The sequence below is a fragment of the Mesorhizobium sp. WSM1497 genome (assembly GCF_001672455.2).
Classification (GTDB): domain Bacteria; phylum Pseudomonadota; class Alphaproteobacteria; order Rhizobiales; family Rhizobiaceae; genus Mesorhizobium; species Mesorhizobium ciceri.
The window spans coordinates 6,607,761-6,626,826 of sequence record NZ_CP021070.1; the positions used below are offsets into that span (position 1 = coordinate 6,607,761).

The 19,066-nt window shown below is 62.4% G+C and carries 17 protein-coding genes; 3 read left to right on the plus strand and 14 right to left on the minus strand.

What is annotated here, in order from left to right:
• Nucleotides 1–33: 33 nt before the first annotated feature.
• From A9K65_RS32130 to A9K65_RS32140, 3 genes are all read right to left on the minus strand, one after another.
• Nucleotides 34–1,044, minus strand: a complete 1,011-nt coding sequence (locus A9K65_RS32130) for a magnesium and cobalt transport protein CorA (protein WP_013533645.1) — start codon at nt 1,042–1,044, stop codon at nt 34–36.
• A gap of 90 nt (nt 1,045–1,134) precedes the next feature.
• On the minus strand, nt 1,135–1,860 hold the full coding sequence (phoU, locus tag A9K65_RS32135; RefSeq protein ID WP_013533646.1) for a phosphate signaling complex protein PhoU: 726 nt from the start codon (nt 1,858–1,860) through the stop codon (nt 1,135–1,137).
• A gap of 113 nt (nt 1,861–1,973) precedes the next feature.
• The gene (locus tag A9K65_RS32140) at nt 1,974–3,239 is read right to left on the minus strand and encodes an ATP-binding protein (RefSeq protein ID WP_064995698.1); all 1,266 of its coding nucleotides are present in this window, start codon (nt 3,237–3,239) and stop codon (nt 1,974–1,976) included.
• Between the two features lie 121 nt (nt 3,240–3,360).
• Here A9K65_RS32140 and ppk2 point away from each other — a divergent pair, with 121 nt between their 5' ends.
• Nucleotides 3,361–4,269 carry a polyphosphate kinase 2 gene (gene ppk2, locus A9K65_RS32145; RefSeq protein WP_013533648.1) on the plus strand — a complete coding sequence of 303 codons (909 nt, stop codon included), beginning with the start codon at nt 3,361–3,363 and terminating at the stop codon, nt 4,267–4,269.
• A gap of 49 nt (nt 4,270–4,318) precedes the next feature.
• On the opposite strand, the gene A9K65_RS32150 is transcribed toward ppk2, so the two are convergent.
• From A9K65_RS32150 to A9K65_RS32160, 3 genes are all read right to left on the minus strand, one after another.
• On the minus strand, nt 4,319–5,068 hold the full coding sequence (locus A9K65_RS32150; protein WP_013533649.1) for an enoyl-CoA hydratase-related protein: 750 nt from the start codon (nt 5,066–5,068) through the stop codon (nt 4,319–4,321).
• A 14-nt stretch (nt 5,069–5,082) separates the two neighbouring features.
• Nucleotides 5,083–5,721 carry an acyl-homoserine-lactone synthase gene (locus A9K65_RS32155; protein ID WP_013533650.1) on the minus strand — a complete coding sequence of 213 codons (639 nt, stop codon included), beginning with the start codon at nt 5,719–5,721 and terminating at the stop codon, nt 5,083–5,085.
• A gap of 96 nt (nt 5,722–5,817) precedes the next feature.
• Complete coding sequence (locus A9K65_RS32160; RefSeq protein ID WP_013533651.1) at nt 5,818–6,549, minus strand: LuxR family transcriptional regulator; 732 nt, start codon at nt 6,547–6,549, stop codon at nt 5,818–5,820.
• A gap of 249 nt (nt 6,550–6,798) precedes the next feature.
• On the opposite strand from A9K65_RS32160, the gene A9K65_RS32165 reads away from it, so the two are divergent.
• Nucleotides 6,799–7,647, plus strand: a complete 849-nt coding sequence (locus tag A9K65_RS32165) for a transporter substrate-binding domain-containing protein (protein ID WP_064995699.1) — start codon at nt 6,799–6,801, stop codon at nt 7,645–7,647.
• A 12-nt stretch (nt 7,648–7,659) separates the two neighbouring features.
• Here A9K65_RS32165 and A9K65_RS32170 read toward each other — a convergent pair whose 3' ends face one another.
• The gene (locus A9K65_RS32170; protein WP_013533653.1) at nt 7,660–8,067 is read right to left on the minus strand and encodes a tellurite resistance TerB family protein; all 408 of its coding nucleotides are present in this window, start codon (nt 8,065–8,067) and stop codon (nt 7,660–7,662) included.
• Nucleotides 8,068–8,232: 165 nt separating this feature from the next.
• Between A9K65_RS32170 and A9K65_RS32175 the strand changes: the two genes are divergently transcribed.
• The gene (locus A9K65_RS32175; protein WP_063170009.1) at nt 8,233–9,879 is read left to right on the plus strand and encodes a lysine--tRNA ligase; all 1,647 of its coding nucleotides are present in this window, start codon (nt 8,233–8,235) and stop codon (nt 9,877–9,879) included.
• On the opposite strand, the gene A9K65_RS32180 is transcribed toward A9K65_RS32175, so the two are convergent.
• The 7 genes from A9K65_RS32180 to A9K65_RS32210 all read right to left on the minus strand — a co-directional run bounded on the left by A9K65_RS32180 (nt 9,845) and on the right by A9K65_RS32210 (nt 18,691).
• Nucleotides 9,845–10,696 carry a thermonuclease family protein gene (locus A9K65_RS32180; RefSeq protein ID WP_348629580.1) on the minus strand — a complete coding sequence of 284 codons (852 nt, stop codon included), beginning with the start codon at nt 10,694–10,696 and terminating at the stop codon, nt 9,845–9,847. The genes A9K65_RS32175 and A9K65_RS32180 overlap by 35 nt on opposite strands.
• Nucleotides 10,697–10,705: 9 nt before the next feature.
• Nucleotides 10,706–11,356, minus strand: coding sequence for a helix-turn-helix transcriptional regulator (locus A9K65_RS32185; protein ID WP_064995700.1), 651 nt, complete (start codon nt 11,354–11,356; stop codon nt 10,706–10,708).
• An 82-nt stretch (nt 11,357–11,438) separates the two neighbouring features.
• On the minus strand, nt 11,439–13,658 hold the full coding sequence (locus A9K65_RS32190) for a 3-hydroxyacyl-CoA dehydrogenase NAD-binding domain-containing protein (RefSeq protein ID WP_064995701.1): 2,220 nt from the start codon (nt 13,656–13,658) through the stop codon (nt 11,439–11,441).
• Between the two features lie 14 nt (nt 13,659–13,672).
• Nucleotides 13,673–14,881, minus strand: coding sequence for an acetyl-CoA C-acetyltransferase (locus tag A9K65_RS32195; RefSeq protein ID WP_024503170.1), 1,209 nt, complete (start codon nt 14,879–14,881; stop codon nt 13,673–13,675).
• Between the two features lie 33 nt (nt 14,882–14,914).
• Nucleotides 14,915–16,087 carry an acyl-CoA dehydrogenase family protein gene (locus A9K65_RS32200; protein ID WP_024503171.1) on the minus strand — a complete coding sequence of 391 codons (1,173 nt, stop codon included), beginning with the start codon at nt 16,085–16,087 and terminating at the stop codon, nt 14,915–14,917.
• Between the two features lie 46 nt (nt 16,088–16,133).
• Nucleotides 16,134–17,924, minus strand: coding sequence for an acyl-CoA dehydrogenase (locus A9K65_RS32205; RefSeq protein WP_024503172.1), 1,791 nt, complete (start codon nt 17,922–17,924; stop codon nt 16,134–16,136).
• Nucleotides 17,925–18,232: 308 nt separating this feature from the next.
• Complete coding sequence (locus A9K65_RS32210) at nt 18,233–18,691, minus strand: MerR family DNA-binding transcriptional regulator (protein ID WP_013533661.1); 459 nt, start codon at nt 18,689–18,691, stop codon at nt 18,233–18,235.
• Nucleotides 18,692–19,066: the final 375 nt, after the last annotated feature.

A 19,066-nucleotide genomic window follows, 5' to 3' on the forward strand; every position in this document is an offset into this window, starting at 1 on the left:
TGCCCTACTGCCCTACTGCCCTACTGCCCTACTTCACAACCAGCCATTCTTCCTGAACCGCCAATACAGAAACGCGCAGATCAGCGCGATCGTGGCCAGTACCACCGGGTAGCCGTATTCCATCTTCAGTTCCGGCATGTCGCTGAAGTTCATGCCGTAAATGCCGGCGAGCGCCGTCGGCACCGCCAGGATTGCGGCCCAGGAAGCGAGCTTCTTGGTGTTGGCCGTTTCCTGACTCTGGCCGACCAGCAAGCTCGCCTCGAAAGCGAATGCCAGCACCTCGCGCAGGCTGTCGATCTTCTCCTGAACGGTGCGGATGTGATCGGTGACGTCGCGGAACAGCGGATGCATGGCGGTGTGGATCTGCGGCAGCTCGGCGCTGGTCAGCCTTCGGCAGACTTCGACCAGCGGAAGCGCGGCATTGCGCAGGCGCAGGAGATCGCGGCGCAGCATATAGAGCCGCTCTATGTCGGGAGCGGTCATCGGCTTCAGCAGAACCTTGTCCTCGATCGCCTCGACCTCGTCCTCGATCTGCTCGAGCACCGGCATGTAATTGTCGACGATGAAATCGAGGATGGCATAGAGGACGAAATCCTCGCCCTTGGCCAGCGAGTGCGGGCAGCTTTCCCAGTGCTGACGAACGGCGGCATAGGACGTCGAGGGACCGTGCCTGACGCTGACTATGTAGCCTGAGCCGACGAACAAATGGGTCTCGCCGAAGGTGACCCGGCCCTCGATCAGCTGCGCGGTGCGGGCGACGATGAACAAGGCGTCGCCATATTGCTCGATCTTCGGCCGCTGGTGCGGGTGCTCGGCATCCTCGATCGCCAGCTCATGCAGGTGAAACTGCGCCTGGACGCGCAGCAACAGGTTACGGTCGGGCTCCAACAGGCCGATCCAGACGACGTGACCGGATTTTTTTGCCCATTCGCCGGCTTCCTCGATGGGAATGTCGGCGATGCGGCGCCCCGCCGTGTAAACGCCGCAAGCGATAATGCCGGATATCGGCGCAGGCGCCGGGGTCAGGTTCCGAACATTTTCCATCACGACCTCCCGGAGCAAATCCACGGACGAGGATAGAGGCAAAGCCCGGAAAGCTTATCGTAAATCGGGTGACGGTTCGAGAGGCGGCGTTCACTTCACCGGCTGCGTCTCGGAAAGGCTGATTTTGTCGGTCTTGTCGCCCTTGGGCCGCTCAGCCGGCAGCTGATCGCCGGTGACGATGTAATAGATGGTCTCGGCTATGTTGGTGGCGTGATCACCGATACGCTCGATGTTCTTGGCGCAAAACAGCAGATGCGTGCAGGGCGTGATGTTGCGCGGATCTTCCATCATGTAGGTCAGCAATTCGCGAAACAGCGATGTGTACATGGCGTCGATCTGGTCGTCACGATCGCGCACGAAGCCGATCTTCTCCACCGAACGGGACGCGTAGACGTCGAGCACTTCCTTGAGCTGGGTCAACGCCAGGTTGGAGAGGGCCTCGAGGCCGCGGAACAGGCTGGTCGGCTGGCGTCCGTCGGTGACGGCGACCACCCGCTTGGCAACATTCTTGGCGAGATCGCCAACCCGTTCGAGGTCGGCGGAGATGCGGATGGTCCCGACGATCTCGCGCAAATCCGCCGCCATCGGCTGACGCTTTGCAATGATGATGATCGCCTTGTCGTCGATTTCGCGCTGGCCCTCGTCCAGTACGGTATCGTCGCGGATGACCTTCTGGGCAAGGCCCGGGTCGGCATTGACGAGAGCGGTGACCGCCTGTTCGACCATGCGCTCGGCATGGCCACCCATCGCGGCGATGCGCTTCGACAGATATTTCAACTCCTCGTCATAAGCGCTGACGATGTGCACGGACTGCATGGCAAAATGCCTTCCCACGGGGTGTTTTGATTTTGAGTCGTTTCCTCGAATCCCCGCTGATACGCTAGCCGGATGACAGAAAAAAGAAACAGTCCCCTTGAATTAGGGCGGTATCAGTGCGCCGGCAAATAAACCGAGAATGCCGCGCCGTTGCCGACTTCGGACTTGATCGAAAGCCGGGCGTTGTGGCGCGTCAGTATATGCTTGACGATCGACAGGCCGAGGCCGGTGCCTTTCTGGGTCCGGCTGGTCTCGACATCGACGCGATAGAAGCGCTCGGTAATGCGCGGAATGTGCTCCTCGGGAATGCCAGGGCCAAAGTCCCTGATCGTCACGTCGATGCCCGGCTCTGATCCGGCATCGCTATGCGCTATGGATACAACCACGCGCCCACCCGACTGCCCGTATTTGCAGGCGTTTTCCAGGAGGTTCTCGAAAACCTGGAAAAGCTCATCGCGATCGCCAGGCACATGAAGCGGTCCGTCGGCGTAGCGCCGCTCGATGGCAACGGCGTTTTCGCTGGCCAGCGGTCCGAGCGAGTCGATGACGCTGTCGACGGTCTGGCGCAGGTCCACCTCGGTTCCCGGCTTCAGATAGGGTTTCATCTCGAGCCGCGACAGCGACAACAAATCGTCGATCAGACGCGCCATGCGGCCGGTCTGGCTCTGCATGATCTGCAGAAACTGGTCGCGCGCCGCCGCGTCGTTGCGGGCTGGTCCGCGCAGCGTTTCGATAAAGCCGGCGATGGAGGCAAGCGGGGTGCGCAGTTCGTGGCTGGCATTGGCGATGAAGTCGGCGCGCATGCGGTCGATCCTGCGCGTTTCGCTCTGGTCCTTGAACACCAGCACATAGAGATCGGTGGCATGACCGACCGAGGACACGCTCACCCGGTAAGCCCGTTCGACCGGCAGCTTCTCCATGTAGTCGACGACATCGGAGGCGACGTCGCCCGATAGCACGCCATCCAGCAGAGCCTGCATTTCCGGCGCCCGGAATTTCAGCGACAGCGACATGCCTGGCGCGATGCCGCCGAAAGCGGCGAAGGCGGCGGCGTTGGCATGGACGATGGTGGCAGCCCGGTCGAAGATGATCAGCGGATCGGCGACGGCGGCGGCCAGATATTCACCCGAGAGCCTCTGTAGGCCGGTGGCCTCGATGGCAGCTCCGCTGCCGGTGGATTGGCGCGCGCCGGCGGCCGGCAGTATTGCCGCTGCAAGCAGCAACAGCAGCGCCGCGAGGACGATATAGGCTGAAATCCCGGCCAAGGCATAAACGGCGACGACCGCGACGACGCCGGCCGCAAGCAGCCAGCGGCTGTTCCACAGCCGTGCGGCCATGGTTTGCGTGATGCCTCTCTGCTCTGTGTCCAGGTCAGCCATCTGCCCGCGGGCCCGCACCCCATGCCTTCGCACCCGGTCCACGGTGGCGGAAAAACTTCCACTAGACCGTTCCGGAGGCTCCCCATAGCATGAGTCCGGAAGCTGGAAAGGGTTCGTCTCGATGAAAAAAGCCAAGGAAAGTCCCGCCGCGCCAACTTCGGGGCCGCTGAAGATCAGGATCGGCGGCAAGGAACGGGAGTTCGACATCGAAAACCCCGTGCTTCCCGACTGGGTCGAGGACAACAAGCTGACTGCCGGCGGCTATCCCTACGACAAGAAGATGAAAAGTGATGAGTATGACGAGACGCTCGAGAAGCTGCAGATCGAGCTGGTCAAGGCGCAGGCTTGGCTGCAGTCGACCGGCAAACGGGTGATGGCGCTGTTCGAGGGCCGCGACGCTGCCGGCAAGGGCGGCACGATCTTCGTGGTGCGCCAGTACCTCAATCCGCGCACCGCACGCAACGTGGCGCTGACCAAGCCGACCCCGACCGAACTGGGGCAATGGTACTACCAGCGCTATGTCGACCACTTCCCGACTTCAGGCGAATTCGTCACCTTCGACCGCTCCTGGTACAATCGCGCCGGCGTCGAGCCGGTGATGGGTTTCTGCACGCCGCAGCAGCACGAGCAGTTTCTCGACGAGACGCCGCATTTCGAGCGGATGATCTCCAACGAGGGGATTCACTTCTTCAAATTCTGGCTGAACATCGGCCGGGAAACGCAGCTCGAGCGCTTCCACGACCGCCGCTACAGCCCGCTGAAGAGCTGGAAGTTTTCGCCCATCGACGTTGCGGGCATCACCAAGTGGGACGACTACACCAAGGTGCGCGACACAATGTTCGAACGCACCCACAAGGAATTCGCGCCATGGATCATCGTACGGGCCAATGACAAGCGGCGCGCGCGGCTGGCGGTCATGCGGCGCATCCTTTCGTCTCTGCCCTATGAGGGGCGCGATCTCGAAATCATCGGCAAGGAAGACAAGAAGATCATCGGCGAAGGGCCGTCATTCCTGGGAAAACAGGATTGACGCTTTTTTGCGTCGCGCGGCAAGGAACCGCGCGACGCAATCATGATGCTTAAGCCGCCAGCCTGGCGATACGCTGCAATCGCCGCAGCGTCGTATCATCCTGCAGCGCCTGCTGGAAAAGCGAGATCTCCTGATCGATGCGGTCGCAGAGGGCCTCGGTGTTCCCCTTCAGCAGGCCGCGCGTCTGCAGCAGGGCGGCGACCGGCTTCTTGACGAGCTGTCTTGCCCGACCAAGGGCCGCCTCCTCGACGGTGCCTCCCGGCACGATCTCCGCGACCAGGCCGAGCGCCCTGGCATCTTCGGCGCGAAGCGTGTCGCCGAGGCAGAAGAAGCGGAAGGCACCGGCGTAGCCGAGCTTCTGCGGCGCCAGGATGCTGGTCGCCGCATCCGGCACCAGGCCGAAATCGACGAACGGCACCCTGAACGTGCTCTCATCGGACGCGATCACCATGTCGCAATGGAACAGGATGGTGCAGCCGACACCGACGGCATCGCCATCGACGCAGGCAAGGATGGGCTTTGGAAACGTCGCCAGCGTGCGGAACAGGTCGGTGACGGCGGCGATCAGTTTCTGGTGCTTGGTGGCGTCGAGGAATTCGGAGAAGTCGCCGCCCAGACAGAAACAGCCTGCCAGGCCGCGCAAGACGACGACGCGAACCTCCTCATTGTCGGCTGCTTCATGGAAGGTCCTTGCCAGGCTTTCATAGGCCCTCCTGTCCAGCACCGGCCGGCCGTCACTCGACGACACGGTGACCACCAGCGTGTGGTTGCGAAGTTCAGGTTGCGGGTGTGTGCTCATGACTGTCTCCGATCTCATGACGCACGCCTTTGCCCGAGCATGTCGGGATATCCCCTGGCCAGCACGGGAGCAAAATGATTGCGGCGCGACCGCACCACATCGAGTGTGTGCTCGTTGAAGGTCAGCAAGGTGGCGACCACCTGCTGGTTGCCATAGGTGCGCTGATAGCCAAGCGGGGTCGCCAGGAAATGCAGTTGCAAGGCGCGCAGCACCCACATCGGCTCGAACTCGATGATCACCTTGTCGACACCGCGCTTCAGCCCCCACTCGACGAAACCGGCAATCAGTTCGGTGCCGACGGTCGAAACGCCGCGACGGCCATCGCGAAAACCGGGAGCCACCGCATAGCGGGTCAATTCCCAGATGTTTGGACCCGACGGCGGCGTTCCTTCGGAAAGATCGGTCAAGACCTCGGTCAGCAGATGTGGCCGCGTCGTCGGCAACATCCTCTGATAACCCGCCACTTCACCGCCCCTGATGACGATCTGATGGACCGCCTCGTCGTGATCGAACTGGTCGAGTTCGAGCCCGTCGGGGCGCCTGAGGTCATCCCACCCCATCTCCTCGACGAATATCTTGTAGCGCAAACGATGGACGGCCTCCCAAAGGTCGGGACGTTCCATCAATTCCTGGGTTGTAAGGGAAAAAAGCATTCCGCCGTCTCCTGCGTTCAGAGGAAGATACGGCCGTGCTTTGATGAGAAAATTGCGTGATCGCGTAGGCAAGGATTTCAGGTCGGCACGGCCGACCTAACTAATGTAGCCGCGCCGTATCGCTTCCGCGACGGCCTGCACCCTGTTGACGGCACCTAGTTTGCTTTTGGCGTTAAGAAGATGTTTCTCCGAGGTGTGTTCGGAAATGCCGAGGATTTGCGAAATCTCCCATTCGGACTTGCCGACGGCCGCCCATTGCAGGCATTCGCGCTCGCGCGGCGTCAGCACGATATGATCGATGGTCCTGTTCGCCATGGTGTGGAGTTGCATGGCGCGGCCAACCGCGTAGGTCGAGACCAGCGACACCTGGCCGAATTCGGCGGCGGACAATTCCACGGCCTCGCCGCCCAGCGACACCATGACGATCTGGCCGTCGAGCGTGATCAGCGGAAAGGCCAACCCATCGCGCAGTTTGAAGGCGCCGGCATCGCCCATCACCTCGCCGCTGCTCTTGTCTATGCGGATGCCTTGGGACGCTTCGTGCCACTGGAAGGGCGCCTGCAACTGTTTCATATGGCTGACGACCGGGTCATGATCGACATAGTTGCGCGCGACATAGCGCTCCAGCCACTCGCCAGGCCAATCGCAGAGAAGCACATGCTGCTTTTGCTGGCCGGCCGGCGTGCCTGGCTGCGGGACGGTTCCCGCCATCAGTGCGGTGAGACCGAAATCCGATGTTATGCCCAGCAGCCTTTCGCAGACCGCCGCCGCCGTTGCGGCGTGCTGCAGTTGGTCTATGTATTCCAGCGTGCGATCGAACTGACCCATCGCAACATCAACCCCATGTTGCCTTGTGCATTGCGGCCAATGATGCGTGCCTGATTTACACTTCGCCACCGACCACGGATTGCAAATCGCATACTTATTTTGTGGCTCCCTCTCACCGAGGCGACCGAAGCTGATTTGCAAACCGGCTAAATCATATCCTGAAATCGGCGTGTTGAAATCAAAAACCATTGTGCCTGTACAATTTTCGTACCAAAACCGGTGCGAGCACGACTGTGGCGGAGTTTTATCTTGGCGTTCCGGTGGAGGTCCTTCGCCTTTGCGATGCTGATCGGGTTGCTGTCGTTCGCCGACGGTGCGCGCGCCGCGGCGCCTCAGGTTCCGGTGCTGTGGGATGCCAAGGAGCGGCTGCCCAAGCCAGACCTTTCGACGCTGCCCCGGCTGAGGTTCCTGACCACCACGGACTTCCCGCCTTTCAACTTCCTCGACGGTGCGGGAAAGCTGTCCGGCTTCCATATCGATCTGGCACGCGCCATCTGCGCCGAGCTTGGCATTGTCGAAAAATGCCAGATCCAGGCCCTGCCCTGGGCCGAGCTGGAAGGCGCACTGCAGAAAGGCGAAGGCGAGGCGATCATCGCCGGCATCGCCGCCACACCGGAATCGCGCGCGACCTACGCCTTCTCACGCTCCTATCTGCAGTTTCCGGCGCGCTTCATCATGCCGAAGGGCAAGGCGCTGACCGAGCCCGTCTTTGACAAATTGCACGGCAAGCGTGTCGGCGTGATATCAGGCTCGGCGCATGAGCGCATGCTGCGCGACTATTTCAACACGGTCCAGGTCGTCCCTTTCGACAGGCCGGAAGAACTGTATGCCGATCTCAAGGCCGGCAAGGTCGACGCCGCCTTCGGCGACGGCATGCGCCTGGCTTTCTGGCTGGGTGGCTCGGACGCGGCGGGCTGCTGCCGCTTTGCCGGCGGGCCCTATCTGGCGCCCGAATATCTGGGCACGGGCATGGCCATCGCCACCAAAGCGGACAATCCGGCGCTGGCCGCAGCGATCGACTACGCGCTGCAGGAAATTTCGATGAAAGGCACGTTCGCCGAATTTTATCTGCGCTATTTCCCCGTCAGTTTTTTCTAAAGCCAAGGACTTTCAGGTCAGGGTACGCAGCCGCGCCTTGGCCGCGCGGCCGATGGCAGCAACCGTCAGCGTGTCGAGATCGAGCTGACGCCGGATCAGCTGCAGCACCCGCACCTCTTCCATGCGCATTTCGAGGTCGACGGCGGCAACCTCGAAGGCGGCGGCATAGGCGGTGTCGCGCAGCCGCTCGGGCAAGACCTCGGCGACTTCAGCCAGCACGCCCTCCAGCCCATCCTTTTCGTGCAGGCGCTTCTGGCAATCCTGGGCGACGCCGACCAGCCTGTCGTGGTTGAAGTCCTCGAACACCGGCCAGGAGCGGACGACCTCGCCGATCCGCGCCAGTTCAACATCGGTCATGTCGCGGTCGGAGGCCGAGGTGATGACCATCAGATAGATCAGGGCTTCATGAGGTGTCGGCAATTTTTTCTCCTTGAACCGGGCCTCGAAGTTAGGAACGCCCGTTCTGCACCGCAAGGAAAAAGCGCCGCACGCGTTGACGCTCCGGCGCTGCACGCCTAGAGACCGGTTGAAAAACCCTTGCTGCGGCCCGCCTTCGGGCCGGCAGATGATTTGGAAAACTGTGACATGGCGGGATCAAACATCATCGATCTCAACCCCGAGCTGCTGGCGGCCGCGACCGAAAGCAAGGCGTGGCCGTTCGAGGAAGCCAAAAAGATCATCGAGCGCTACAAAGGCGCCGACTTTCCGCAAACGGTCCTGTTCGAGACCGGCTACGGGCCGTCCGGCCTGCCGCATATCGGCACATTCGGCGAGGTGGCGCGCACCTCGATGGTGCGCCATGCCTTCCGTGTCCTGACGCAGGACAAGGTCGCGACCAAGCTGCTGTGCTTTTCCGACGATATGGACGGCATGCGCAAGATACCCGACAGCGTGCCGGACCGCGCCGCACTCGAGCCGCATCTGCACAAGCCGCTGTCGTCGGTCCCCAACCCCTTCGGCGGCGACTATGCGAGCTTCGCCGACCACAACAATGCGATGCTCTGCCGCTTCCTCGACACGTTCGGCTTCGACTACGAGTTCGCCAGCGCGACCCAATACTACAAGGCCGGCCGTTTCGACGCGATGCTCAAGCGCGCCGCCGAGCGCTATGAGCAGATCATGGCGGTGATGCTGCCGACGCTCGGGCCCGAGCGGCAGGCGACCTACAGCCCGTTCCTGCCGATCTCGCCGAAGAGCGGCCGCGTGCTTTACGTGCCGATGAAGCATGTCGACGCCAAAGCCGGCACCATCACCTTCGACGACGAGGGCACCGAGACCACGCTTTCGATCACCGGCGGCCGCGTGAAGCTGCAGTGGAAGCCGGATTTCGGCATGCGCTGGGCAGCGCTTGGCGTCGATTTCGAAATGTTCGGCAAGGACCACCAGACCAATGCGGTGGTCTACGACCGTATCTGCAACATTCTGGGCGGACGGGCGCCGGAGCATTTCGTCTACGAACTGTTCCTCGACGAGAACGGCCAGAAGATCTCGAAGTCGAAGGGCAACGGGCTGACCATCGACGAGTGGCTGACCTATGCGCCGACCGAAAGCCTCGGGCTCTACATGTACCAACGGCCGCGGCAGGCCAAGAAGCTGTATTTCGACGTCATCCCGCGGGCCGTGGATGAATACTACACGTTCCTCGCCGCCTATCCCCGCCAGGACTGGAAGGAGCGGCTGGGCAACCCGGTCTGGCATATGCATGACGGCAACCCGCCCGCGATCGACATGCCGGTGCCGTTCTCTCTGCTGCTCAATCTGGTCAGCGCTTCCAACGCGCAGAACAAGGATGTGCTGTGGGGGTTCATTTCACGTCATACGCAAGGCGTGACGCCGGCGACGCATCCAGAGCTCGACCGGCTGGTCGGCCATGCGATCCGCTATTTCGACGATTTCGTGAAGCCGACGAAAACCTTCCGGCCCGCCGACGAGGTCGAGCGCGAAGCGCTGGCAGCCCTCGACGAAGCACTTGGCGCGCTGCCCGCCGACGCCAGCGGCGAAGCGATCCAGAACGCCTCGCTCAACGTCGCACGCAGGATCGAGCGCTATCAGGATCATTCCAAGCAGAGCCCGGAAGGCGGCCCCGGCGTATCGGGCGCCTTCTTCCAGATGATCTACCAGGTGCTGATCGGCCAGGAGCGCGGCCCGCGCTTCGGCTCGTTCGCAGCACTCTATGGCGTTGCCGAGACGCGTGCGCTCATTGAGCGGGCGCTGGCTGGTCAGCTGGCTTGAGCACGCCGTCGACCTCTTCCAGGATCGAACCCGGCGCCTGAGGTGCCGGGCTTGGCGCGGCCGGCATCGCCGGCATGCCCGACAGATCGGGCGCCGATCCGAAAATGCCCTTCCTGCCCGTGCGCGCCTTGTCGCCGGCCTCGACATAGGGGCCGCCCTTGGCGGCGCGCGCCCAGCCATTTTCGACCAGCCACTGACCGACATCCTGCTTGCCGATCCGGCACTCGGCTGCGATCAGGTCGCGGCCGCCCTGCGGCGGCACCGTGCAGACCACCGCGCGGCCGCGCAGGAAGGCGCGGAACGCTGTCCTCGCCCGGACGCCGCACGGCCAGGACTTGCCGTCCTCGCTGCAAATCTCGTCCTGCCTGACGATGTCGATGCCGGAAACCGCGACCGAGTAGCCCTTCGCCTCGATCAAGCCGGCGGCCGGCGCAACCGGCTGGAACAGCTTTGTGCCGTTCCAGTCGTCAGGCATTTTCGGCTTGGGCGGCACGGCCAGCGCGAGTTTGCTCAACGGCTCGCGCGGCTCGATCCGTTCAAGCCCGTCGGCGGGCAGTTCCGGCGGCGCGACGATTTCGGGATCGATCGCCCTCGAATGCGTCGCCGGCTTCGGCGGCTGCGGAGCTGCAATGGCCGATGTGGCCGGCTCCTCGGGCAGCGTCCCGGCAGCCTGCTGCGCCATCGCATCGGCGCCCGGCTCAAGCTGGTCCACCGTAATGACGCTTTCGCTACCTTTCAGAATGTGACCGCCAGTGACGACGATGGCTGCCATCACAGGGACCATCAGAACCGCCAGCGCGTGATGGAGAAGCCGCACCAGCTTAACCTATTGGCTTGCCCAGACAATCCGCGCCACCCATTCGACATCGCGCATGGGAATATCGCGGTCGGGATGATCGGGATTGAGCGAGACCAGCGCAATCGACCTGACGGTCTGGCGCTCGAGCACCTTGGCCATCACTTCGCCTGATGTGGTCTTGACGACGACGCGATCGCCCTTGCGGGTAACGGCGCCCGGTTCGACGATGAGGACGTCGCCATTGCGGTAGAGCGGCAGCATGGAATCGCCCTGCACCTGCAAAGCATAGGAACTCTCGGTCGATTGCGTCGGCAGTTCGATCAGATCCCAGCCCTGCCCGGCTGGAAAGCCGGCATCGTCGAAGAAGCCGCCGGCGCCGGCCTGGGCAAAGCCGAGCAGCGGCACGGAGTTTCGGCGGGCGACCGAAGCCGCATGGCTGGCCCCGGCCCGACCTTCAATCAAACCGGTGAATTCGTCGAGGGAAGCGCCCGTTGCCTCCATGATCTTTGCCAGTGATTCGGTCGAGGGCCAGCGCGGCCGGCCGTCCGACGACAGGCGCTTCGACTTGTTGAAGGCGGTGGAATCGAGCCCCGCACGCTTGGCCAGCCCCGAGGCCGAAAGCGAATAGCGCTCGGCAAGAGCATCAATGGCAGCCCAGACACGGTCATGCGAGAGCATGTGTCGCTCTCCTTTGAACAGGAAAAAATACCTTCCCTGTTCTAACCCCGGACCGCCATCTTGTCCACAGTGCAAGGCTTACTCACGCCGCTTTCCTGGTCTCGCCTTTCGCATAGGGATCGAAGCGCTGATAGAAGCTCTCACCCTTCTCGGCCATGTCGAGCAGCAGCTTGGGCGCCTTGAACTCGGCGCCGTATTTCTTCTGCAGGTTTCTGGCGATCTTGACGAACGCCTTGGCGCCGATGCCGTCGATGTAGGACAGCGCACCGCCGGTATAGGGAGCGAAGCCGAAGGCGAGGATCGAGCCGACATCGGCCTCGCGCGGGTCGGTGACGATGCCTTCTTCCATCACCCGGGCCGCTTCGAGCGCGATGGTGACCAGCAGCCGCTGCTGCAGTTCCTCATAATCGACCTTCTCGGGTGCAAGCTGCGGATAGAGATCCCTGAGGCCCGGCCACAGCTTCTTCTTGGCGGGCTTGGCCGGATAATCGTAAAAACCCTTGCCGTTCTTGCGGCCGAAGCGGCCGTGATCGTCGACCATGGTGTTGATCAGCGCCATCTGCTTGGGATCGACCGCCTTGTCGCCCAAATCCCTGATGGTCTGCTTCATGATCTTCTGGGCAAGGTCGATGGCCGTTTCGTCGGTCAGTGCCAGGGGGCCGACCGGCATGCCGGCTGCCTTCGCCGCGTTCTCGATCATCGGCGCGGGCACACCTTCGATCAGCATCTTGTAGGCTTCCGACATGTAGCGCAGCACGCAGCGGTTGACGTAGAAGCCGCGCGTGTCGTTGACGACGATCGGCGTCTTCTTGATGGCGCGAACGAAGTCGATCGCGGTGGCCTGCGCCTTGTCGCCGGTCTTCTTGCCCAAAATGATCTCCACCAGCATCATCTTGTCGACCGGCGAGAAGAAATGGATGCCGATGAAATTCTTCGGCCGCGCCGAATTCTTGGCCAGCGACGAGATCGGGATGGTGGAGGTGTTCGACGCGAAGATCGCCGATGGCTTCAACACGGCTTCCGCCTGTTCGGTGGCGCTCTTCTTGACGCCCGAATCCTCGAACACCGCCTCGACCACCAGATCGCAGCCGGCAAGGTCGGCGTAGTCCGCCGTCGGCGTGATCAGCGACAGCAGTTTGTCCTTGTCCTCCGGCTTGGCGCGGCCCTTCTTGACCTGATCCGAGACCAGGCTGTCGGAATGCGCCTTGCCCTTGGCGGCCGACTCCAGATCACGGTCGAGCAGCACCACCGGGATGCCGGCCTTGGCGGTGACATAGGCGATGCCGGCGCCCATGAAGCCAGCGCCGAGAATGCCGATCTTCTTGAACTTGGTTTCGGGCACGCCGGCCGGGCGGCGGGCGCCCTTGTTCAGTTCCTGCAGCGACACAAACAACGAGCGGATCATCGCCGCCGCTTCCCTGGTCTGCATGATCTCGGTGAAATAGCGCTGCTCGATGCGCAAGGCGGTGTCGAACGGCACCAGCAGGCCTTCATAGACGCATTTGAGGATCGCGGCGGCGGCCGGATAGTTGCCATAGGTCTCGCGACGCAGGATGGCGATCGCCGGCGGCCACAGATTGAAACCGGCCGGCGAATAGATCTGGCCGCCTGGCAGCTTGAAACCTTTCTCGTCCCATGGCGCCACCGGCTTCAGCCCATTCCTGATCATCGCCTTGGCGGTCTCGACCAACCTGGCCGGCTCGGCGATCTCATGGATCAGGCCCATCGACTTGGCTTTCTGCGGCGACAGCGTCTGGCCGGAGGTCAGCATCTGCAACGCCTGCTGCTGATCGGTCAGCCGCGGCACGCGCTGGGTGCCGCCGGCGCCCGGGAAGATGCCGATCTTCACCTCGGGAAGCGCCATCTTCACCTTGTCGCTATCGGCGGCGACACGGCCGTGGCAGGCGAGCGACAATTCGAAGGCGCCGCCCATGCAGGTGCCGTTGATCGCCGACACCCACGGCTTTCCGCAAGTTTCCAGCTTGCGGAACAGGCCGGTCATCATGCCGGCATTGTCGAACAGCGCCTTGGTCGCCTTTTCGGCGTCCTTGCCCTTTTCCGCGGCGAAGGTCGTCAGCATCTTCTGCAGCAAAGAGATATCGGCACCGCCGGAGAAGGTATCCTTGCCGGAGGTGATCACGGCGCCCTTGATGGCGGCGTCACCAGCCACCTTGTCGACAATGGCGTTCAATTCCCGCATCGCCTCTTCGGTGAAGACGTTCATCGAACGGCCGGGCATGTCCCAGGTGACCAGCGCAATGCCGTCGGCGTCGGTGTCGAGGGTGAAATTGGTGTAGCTCATCGTTTCTCTCCCCGTCAGACGCGTTCGATGATGGTTGCGGTGCCCATGCCGGCGCCGATGCACAGTGTCACCAGAGCGGTGTTGAGATCGCGCCGCTCGAGTTCGTCCAGCACCGTGCCGAAGATCATCGCGCCGGTGGCGCCGAGCGGATGACCCATGGCGATGGCACCGCCATTGACGTTGATCTTGTCATGCGGAATGTCGAAAGCCTGCATGTAGCGCAGCACCACCGAAGCGAAGGCTTCGTTGAGCTCGAACAGGTCGATGTCCGAGAGCTTCATCTTGGCGCGCTTCAACAGCTTCTCGGTGACGTCGACCGGACCGGTCAGCATCAGCACCGGCTCGGAGCCGATGTTGGCGAAGGTGCGGATACGCGCGCGGGGCTTCAGCCCCATCGCCTTGCCGGCCTTCTTCGAACCGAGCAGCACGGCCGCCGCACCATCGACGATGCCGGACGAATTGCCGGCATGATGGACGTGGTTGACCTCTTCCACTTCGGGATGCTTCTGCACCGCGACCGCATCGAAGCCGCCCATTTCGCCGGGCATGACGAAGGACGGGTTGAGCGAGGCCAGCGACTGCATGTCGGTCGACGGGCGCATATGCTCGTCATGGTCGAGGATGGTCAGGCCGTTCTGGTCCTTGATCGGGATGACGGATTTCTTGAAGCGGCCATCCGCCCAGGATTTGGCGGCGCGCTTCTGGCTCTCGACCGCATAGGCGTCGACGTCGTCTCTGCTGAAGCCGTATTTGGTGGCGATCAGGTCGGCCGAGATGCCTTGCGGCACGAACCAGCCGGGCAGGCCGACCGAAGGATCCATGAACCAGGCACCGCCCGAGGCGCCCATGCCGACGCGCGACATCGATTCGACACCGCCGGCAATGACGATCTCGTCCGCTCCCTGCGCGATCTTGGCGGCACCGAAATTGATGGCGTCGAGCCCGGAAGCGCAGAAGCGTGAGATCTGCATGCCGGGCGCCTTGGTGTCGTAGCCGGCCTCGAAGGCGGCGGCGCGCGGAATGACCGAACCCGCCTCGCCGACCGGATCGACGCAGCCGAAGATGATGTCGTCGACGTTTGCAGTGTCCATCCCATTGCGGTCGCGCAGCGCCTCGAGCGTCTTGGCGGCAAGCCGCACCGCCGGCACCTCGTGCAGCGATCCGTCTTTCTTGCCCTTGCCGCGCGGTGTGCGCACGGCGTCATAGACATAAGCTTCAGCCATTTGCTTGCTCCTTGGGTTTGCCTGATGTCGCCTTCAGAGAGAGCGTCCGATCAGCAATTTCATGATCTCGTTGGTGCCGCCGTAGATGCGCTGGACGCGGGCGTCGCGGAACATGCGGGCGATCGGGTATTCATTCATGTAGCCATAGCCGCCATGCAGTTGAAGGCATTCGTCGACGACTTTTCCCTGCAGGTCGCTGAGCCAGTACTTGGCCATCGACGCTGTCACGGGATCGAGGCCACCCGCGATGTGGCGGGTGACGCAATCATTGTAGAAGACGCGGCCGATGGTGGCCTCGGTCTTGAGTTCGGCCAGCTTGAACTGGGTGTTCTGGAAATCGATGATCGCCTTGCCGAACGCCTTGCGCTCCTTGACGTAGTCGATGGTCAGCGCCAGCGCCCGCTCGATCATGGCGATGGCGCCCGTGCCGATCTGCAGCCGCTCCTGCGGCAGTTGCTGCATCAACTGGACGAAGCCCTGCCCTTCCTCGTGGCCGAGCAAATTGGAGGTCGGCACGCGCATGTCGTTGAAGAACAGCTCCGACGTGTCGTTGGCCTTGAGCCCGATCTTGTCGAGGTTACGGCCGCGCTGGAAACCTTCGACCTCGTCGGTCTCGACGACGATCAGCGAGGTGCCCTTGGCGCCCTTCTCCGGATCGGTCTTGGTGACGACGATGATGAAGTTCGCAAGCTGGCCGTTGGTGATGAAGGTCTTGGAGCCATTGATCTTGTAGTGGTTGCCATCCTTCTGCGCTCGCGTCTTGACGCCCTGCAGATCGGAGCCGGCGCCGGGCTCGGTCATGGCGATGGCGCCGATCAGCTCGCCGGTCGCCAGCTTCGGCAGCCATTTCTTTTTCTGCTCCTCGGAGCCGTAGTGGAGGATATAAGGCGCGACGATCGAATTGTGCAGGCCGATGCCGAACCCGTCGACACCGACATGGCCAATGGCCTCGATGATGGCGCTCTCATGCGCGAAGGTGCCGCCGGAGCCGCCATATTCCTCCGGCATAGAAGCGCAGAGCAGGCCGGCGGAACCTGCCTTCAGCCAGCTTTCGCGATCGACCATCTCGTTCTTCTCGAACTCGTCGTAGCGCGGCGCGATCTCCTCCGACATGAAGCGATGCGCCATGTCGTAGAGCATGCCGACCTCGTCCGCCGCCCAGGCGGGCTTCGGCAAAGAGAGCACTTCGGCGGGATTTGTCGCCACGATTTCCTCCGCGTATCGACAGACAGAAAGGCCAGTGAAGTCGAGCTTAGAACGCTTCCGCCGGCAGTGCCATCAATGTGTCGGCGCCGCTCGAAATGCGGGCGAGATGCGCCGACGTCTCCGGCATGATCCGCTCCATGAAGAAGCGCCCCGTCACGACCTTGTTGTCGTAGAAAGATTGCGCGCCATTGGCGTCCGTCTTGCCAAGTGCCACCTTGGCCATCTGCGCCCACATATAGCCCAGAGCGACAAGGCCGAAGAGATGCATGTAGTCGGTCGAGGCGGCACCCGCATTGTCGGGCTTGGCCATGCCGTTCTGCACCAGCCACATGGTCGCCGCCTGCAAATCATTGAGACCTTTCTTCAACGCCTTGGTGAACGGCGCCATCTTCTCGTTAGCGCGGTTCTCCTCGCAGAATTCGCCGACTTCCTTGAAGAAGGCCTGCACGGCGCGGCCGCCATGCAAACCAAGCTTGCGGCCGACGAGGTCGAGCGCCTGGATGCCATTGGCGCCTTCATAGATCATGGCGATGCGGGCATCGCGCACGAACTGGCTCATGCCGTGCTCTTCGATATAACCGTGACCGCCGAACACCTGCTGCGCCATGACGGCGTGGTCGAACCCTTTGTCGGTGAGCACGCCCTTGACCACCGGCGTCATCAGGCCGGTGTAGTCGTCGGCGGCCTGGCGATCCTTGTCGTCGCCGGAGCGGTGGGCGATGTCGGACTTGATCGCCGTCCACAGCGCCAGCGCGCGGCCGGCCTCGTTGAAGGCTTTCATGGTCATCAGGCTGCGGCGGATGTCGGGATGGACGATGATTGGATCGGCCTTCTTGTCCGGCGCCTTCGGCCCAGACAATGAGCGGCCCTGCAAACGGTCCTTGGCGTAGCCGACAGCGTTCTGATAGGCGATCTCCGACAGCGACAACCCCTGCAGGCCGACACCGAGGCGCGCCTCGTTCATCATCGTGAACATCGCCTTCAGGCCGCCGTTGGGCTCGCCGAGCAGCGTGCCCTCAGCCTCGTCATAGTTCATGACGCAGGTCGAATTGCCGTGGATGCCCATCTTCTCCTCGATTGAGCCGCAGGAGACGGTGTTCCTGTTGCCCGGATTGCCCGACGGGTCGAGCTTGAGCTTCGGCACGATGAACAGCGAGATGCCCTTGACGCCTTCCGGCGCACCCTCGATGCGGGCCAGCACCAGATGGACGATGTTGTCCGACATGTCGTGTTCGCCGGCCGAGATGAAGATCTTCTGGCCTGAAATCTTATAGGTGCCATCGCCGTTCGGCACCGCTTTGGTCCGCAACAGGCCGAGATCCGTGCCGCAATGCGGCTCGGTCAGGTTCATGGTGCCGGTCCAGGCACCCTCGATCATCCTCGGCAACCATGTCGCCTTCTGCTCGTCGGTGCCGTGGGTGATGATTGCCGCGATTGCGCCCTGCGTCAGGCCCGGATACATCATCAAGGACATATTGGCCGAGACCATATATTCGGCGACGGCGGTGTGCACGGCATAGGGCAGGCCCTGGCCGCCGAACTCGACGGGTGCGGCCAATCCCATCCAGCCGCCCTCGCGGTACTGGTCGAAGGCCTCCCTGAAGCCTTTCGGCGTGGTCACCGAGCCATCGTCGTGACGCACACAGCCTTCCATGTCGCCGACACGGTTCAGCGGATGCATGACGTTTTCGGCGAGCTTGGCGCCTTCGGCGAGGATCGCCTCGAGCACATCGGGCGTGGCGTCGGCAAATCCGGGAAGGTTCGAATAACGCTGATAACCCAGAACCTCGTTGAGCACGAACAGCGTATCCTGGACCGGAGCCCTGTATGTCGGCATGCTTTTTCTCCACCCTGCAAACCCGGTCCGAATGCCCCGAAGACAAGCCAGGGCGGCATGCGGACCCATATTGGGAGCGGGATAGCAAAAATTGACGTTTGCGTAAACGTCAATTTTCTCGATGCGACAAGATTCCCCGCCCCCCTGGAGCAATGAGCGTAGCGGCGCGACGTTGCGCAAGCCAGCGCCGAAAGGCCATAAGAGTGGGCCAGGACAACGAAAAGCCGCGTGGCAGGCCACGCGGCTAGACAGAACTCGGACAATCAGCAGACGACTTGGTGTCTGGCGCAATTCCTGACGGAATTGCTTCAGCTGGCGGCGCTCGCCTGCGGCGCCGAACGCTCGCTCAGCATCTGGCGCACCGCCGACATCGAGCCGCTGAGTTCGTTGATGGCGTCGTCGATCAGCGCCCGTTGCTTCTGCAGGCGGGCAAGCTGCTTTTCCGACTTATCCAGCGCAAGCTTGAGCTGCTTGGTGTTTGAACCGGTCGGATCGTAGAGATCCATCATCTGCTTGACGTCGCGCAGCGAGAATCCGACCTTGCGGCCAAGCAGGATCAGCTTGAGGCGGGCCTTGTCGCGGCGCGTGTAGAGACGGGTCGAACCGTCGCGCTGCGGGTTGAGCAGGCCCTTGTCTTCGTAGAAACGCAGCGTGCGCAGCGTCACTCCATATTTCTTCGCCATCTCGCCGATGCGGACGAGGTCCTCGCCGGCTTCGGCAGACATATTGGTATTGGCCGCGGTCTCGCCGGCCGAGATAAGCTTCATGGTCACTGGCTTTCCCCGTCTGGTGGCGTCGCGGTCCTGGACCGTGCGTCGCCTGACTGGAAGCGGGGGCCTGCTTCCAGTCGTGGTTTCAACAAACAAATCGCAAACATGCGCTCAATGCGCCTTTTACGTTTACGTCAATTCTATACCGATTGCCGCAGGATGACGCAAGGGCGTTCTGCGCCCCGCCCTTTATGCCGCACCGTCAGGCCGGCAGCCAACATCCTTTCGATTTCTTAAGTTTGGTTAACGCGTTGTTTACCACGTTGGGGGAAATGTGGGCGCGTCGGCTACCCGTGTTTATCCTGTATCGAATTTTTCACGGTTTTTCGGAGCGCGGGCGAGAGCCCGGGAAGCTCGTCTTCCGCCGCGGCA

Bases quoted from the DNA above. Each gene is read 5' to 3' on its own strand.
- A9K65_RS32185 (WP_064995700.1), bottom strand. From the start codon at position 11,356: ATGCTCTCGCATGACCGTGTCTGGGCTGCCATTGATGCTCTTGCCGAG.
- A9K65_RS32150 (WP_013533649.1), bottom strand. From the start codon at position 5,068: ATGAGCACACACCCGCAACCTGAACTTCGCAACCACACGCTGGTGGTC.
- A9K65_RS32210 (WP_013533661.1), bottom strand. From the start codon at position 18,691: ATGAAGCTTATCTCGGCCGGCGAGACCGCGGCCAATACCAATATGTCT.
- A9K65_RS32140 (WP_064995698.1), bottom strand. From the start codon at position 3,239: ATGGCTGACCTGGACACAGAGCAGAGAGGCATCACGCAAACCATGGCC.
- A9K65_RS32160 (WP_013533651.1), bottom strand. From the start codon at position 6,549: ATGGGTCAGTTCGATCGCACGCTGGAATACATAGACCAACTGCAGCAC.
- A9K65_RS32175 (WP_063170009.1), top strand. From the start codon at position 8,233: ATGGCGGGATCAAACATCATCGATCTCAACCCCGAGCTGCTGGCGGCC.
- A9K65_RS32130 (WP_013533645.1), bottom strand. From the start codon at position 1,044: ATGGAAAATGTTCGGAACCTGACCCCGGCGCCTGCGCCGATATCCGGC.
- A9K65_RS32195 (WP_024503170.1), bottom strand. From the start codon at position 14,881: ATGGCTGAAGCTTATGTCTATGACGCCGTGCGCACACCGCGCGGCAAG.
- phoU (WP_013533646.1), bottom strand. From the start codon at position 1,860: ATGCAGTCCGTGCACATCGTCAGCGCTTATGACGAGGAGTTGAAATAT.
- ppk2 (WP_013533648.1), top strand. From the start codon at position 3,361: ATGAAAAAAGCCAAGGAAAGTCCCGCCGCGCCAACTTCGGGGCCGCTG.
- A9K65_RS32205 (WP_024503172.1), bottom strand. From the start codon at position 17,924: ATGCCGACATACAGGGCTCCGGTCCAGGATACGCTGTTCGTGCTCAAC.
- A9K65_RS32155 (WP_013533650.1), bottom strand. From the start codon at position 5,721: ATGCTTTTTTCCCTTACAACCCAGGAATTGATGGAACGTCCCGACCTT.
- A9K65_RS32190 (WP_064995701.1), bottom strand. From the start codon at position 13,658: ATGAGCTACACCAATTTCACCCTCGACACCGACGCCGACGGCATTGCG.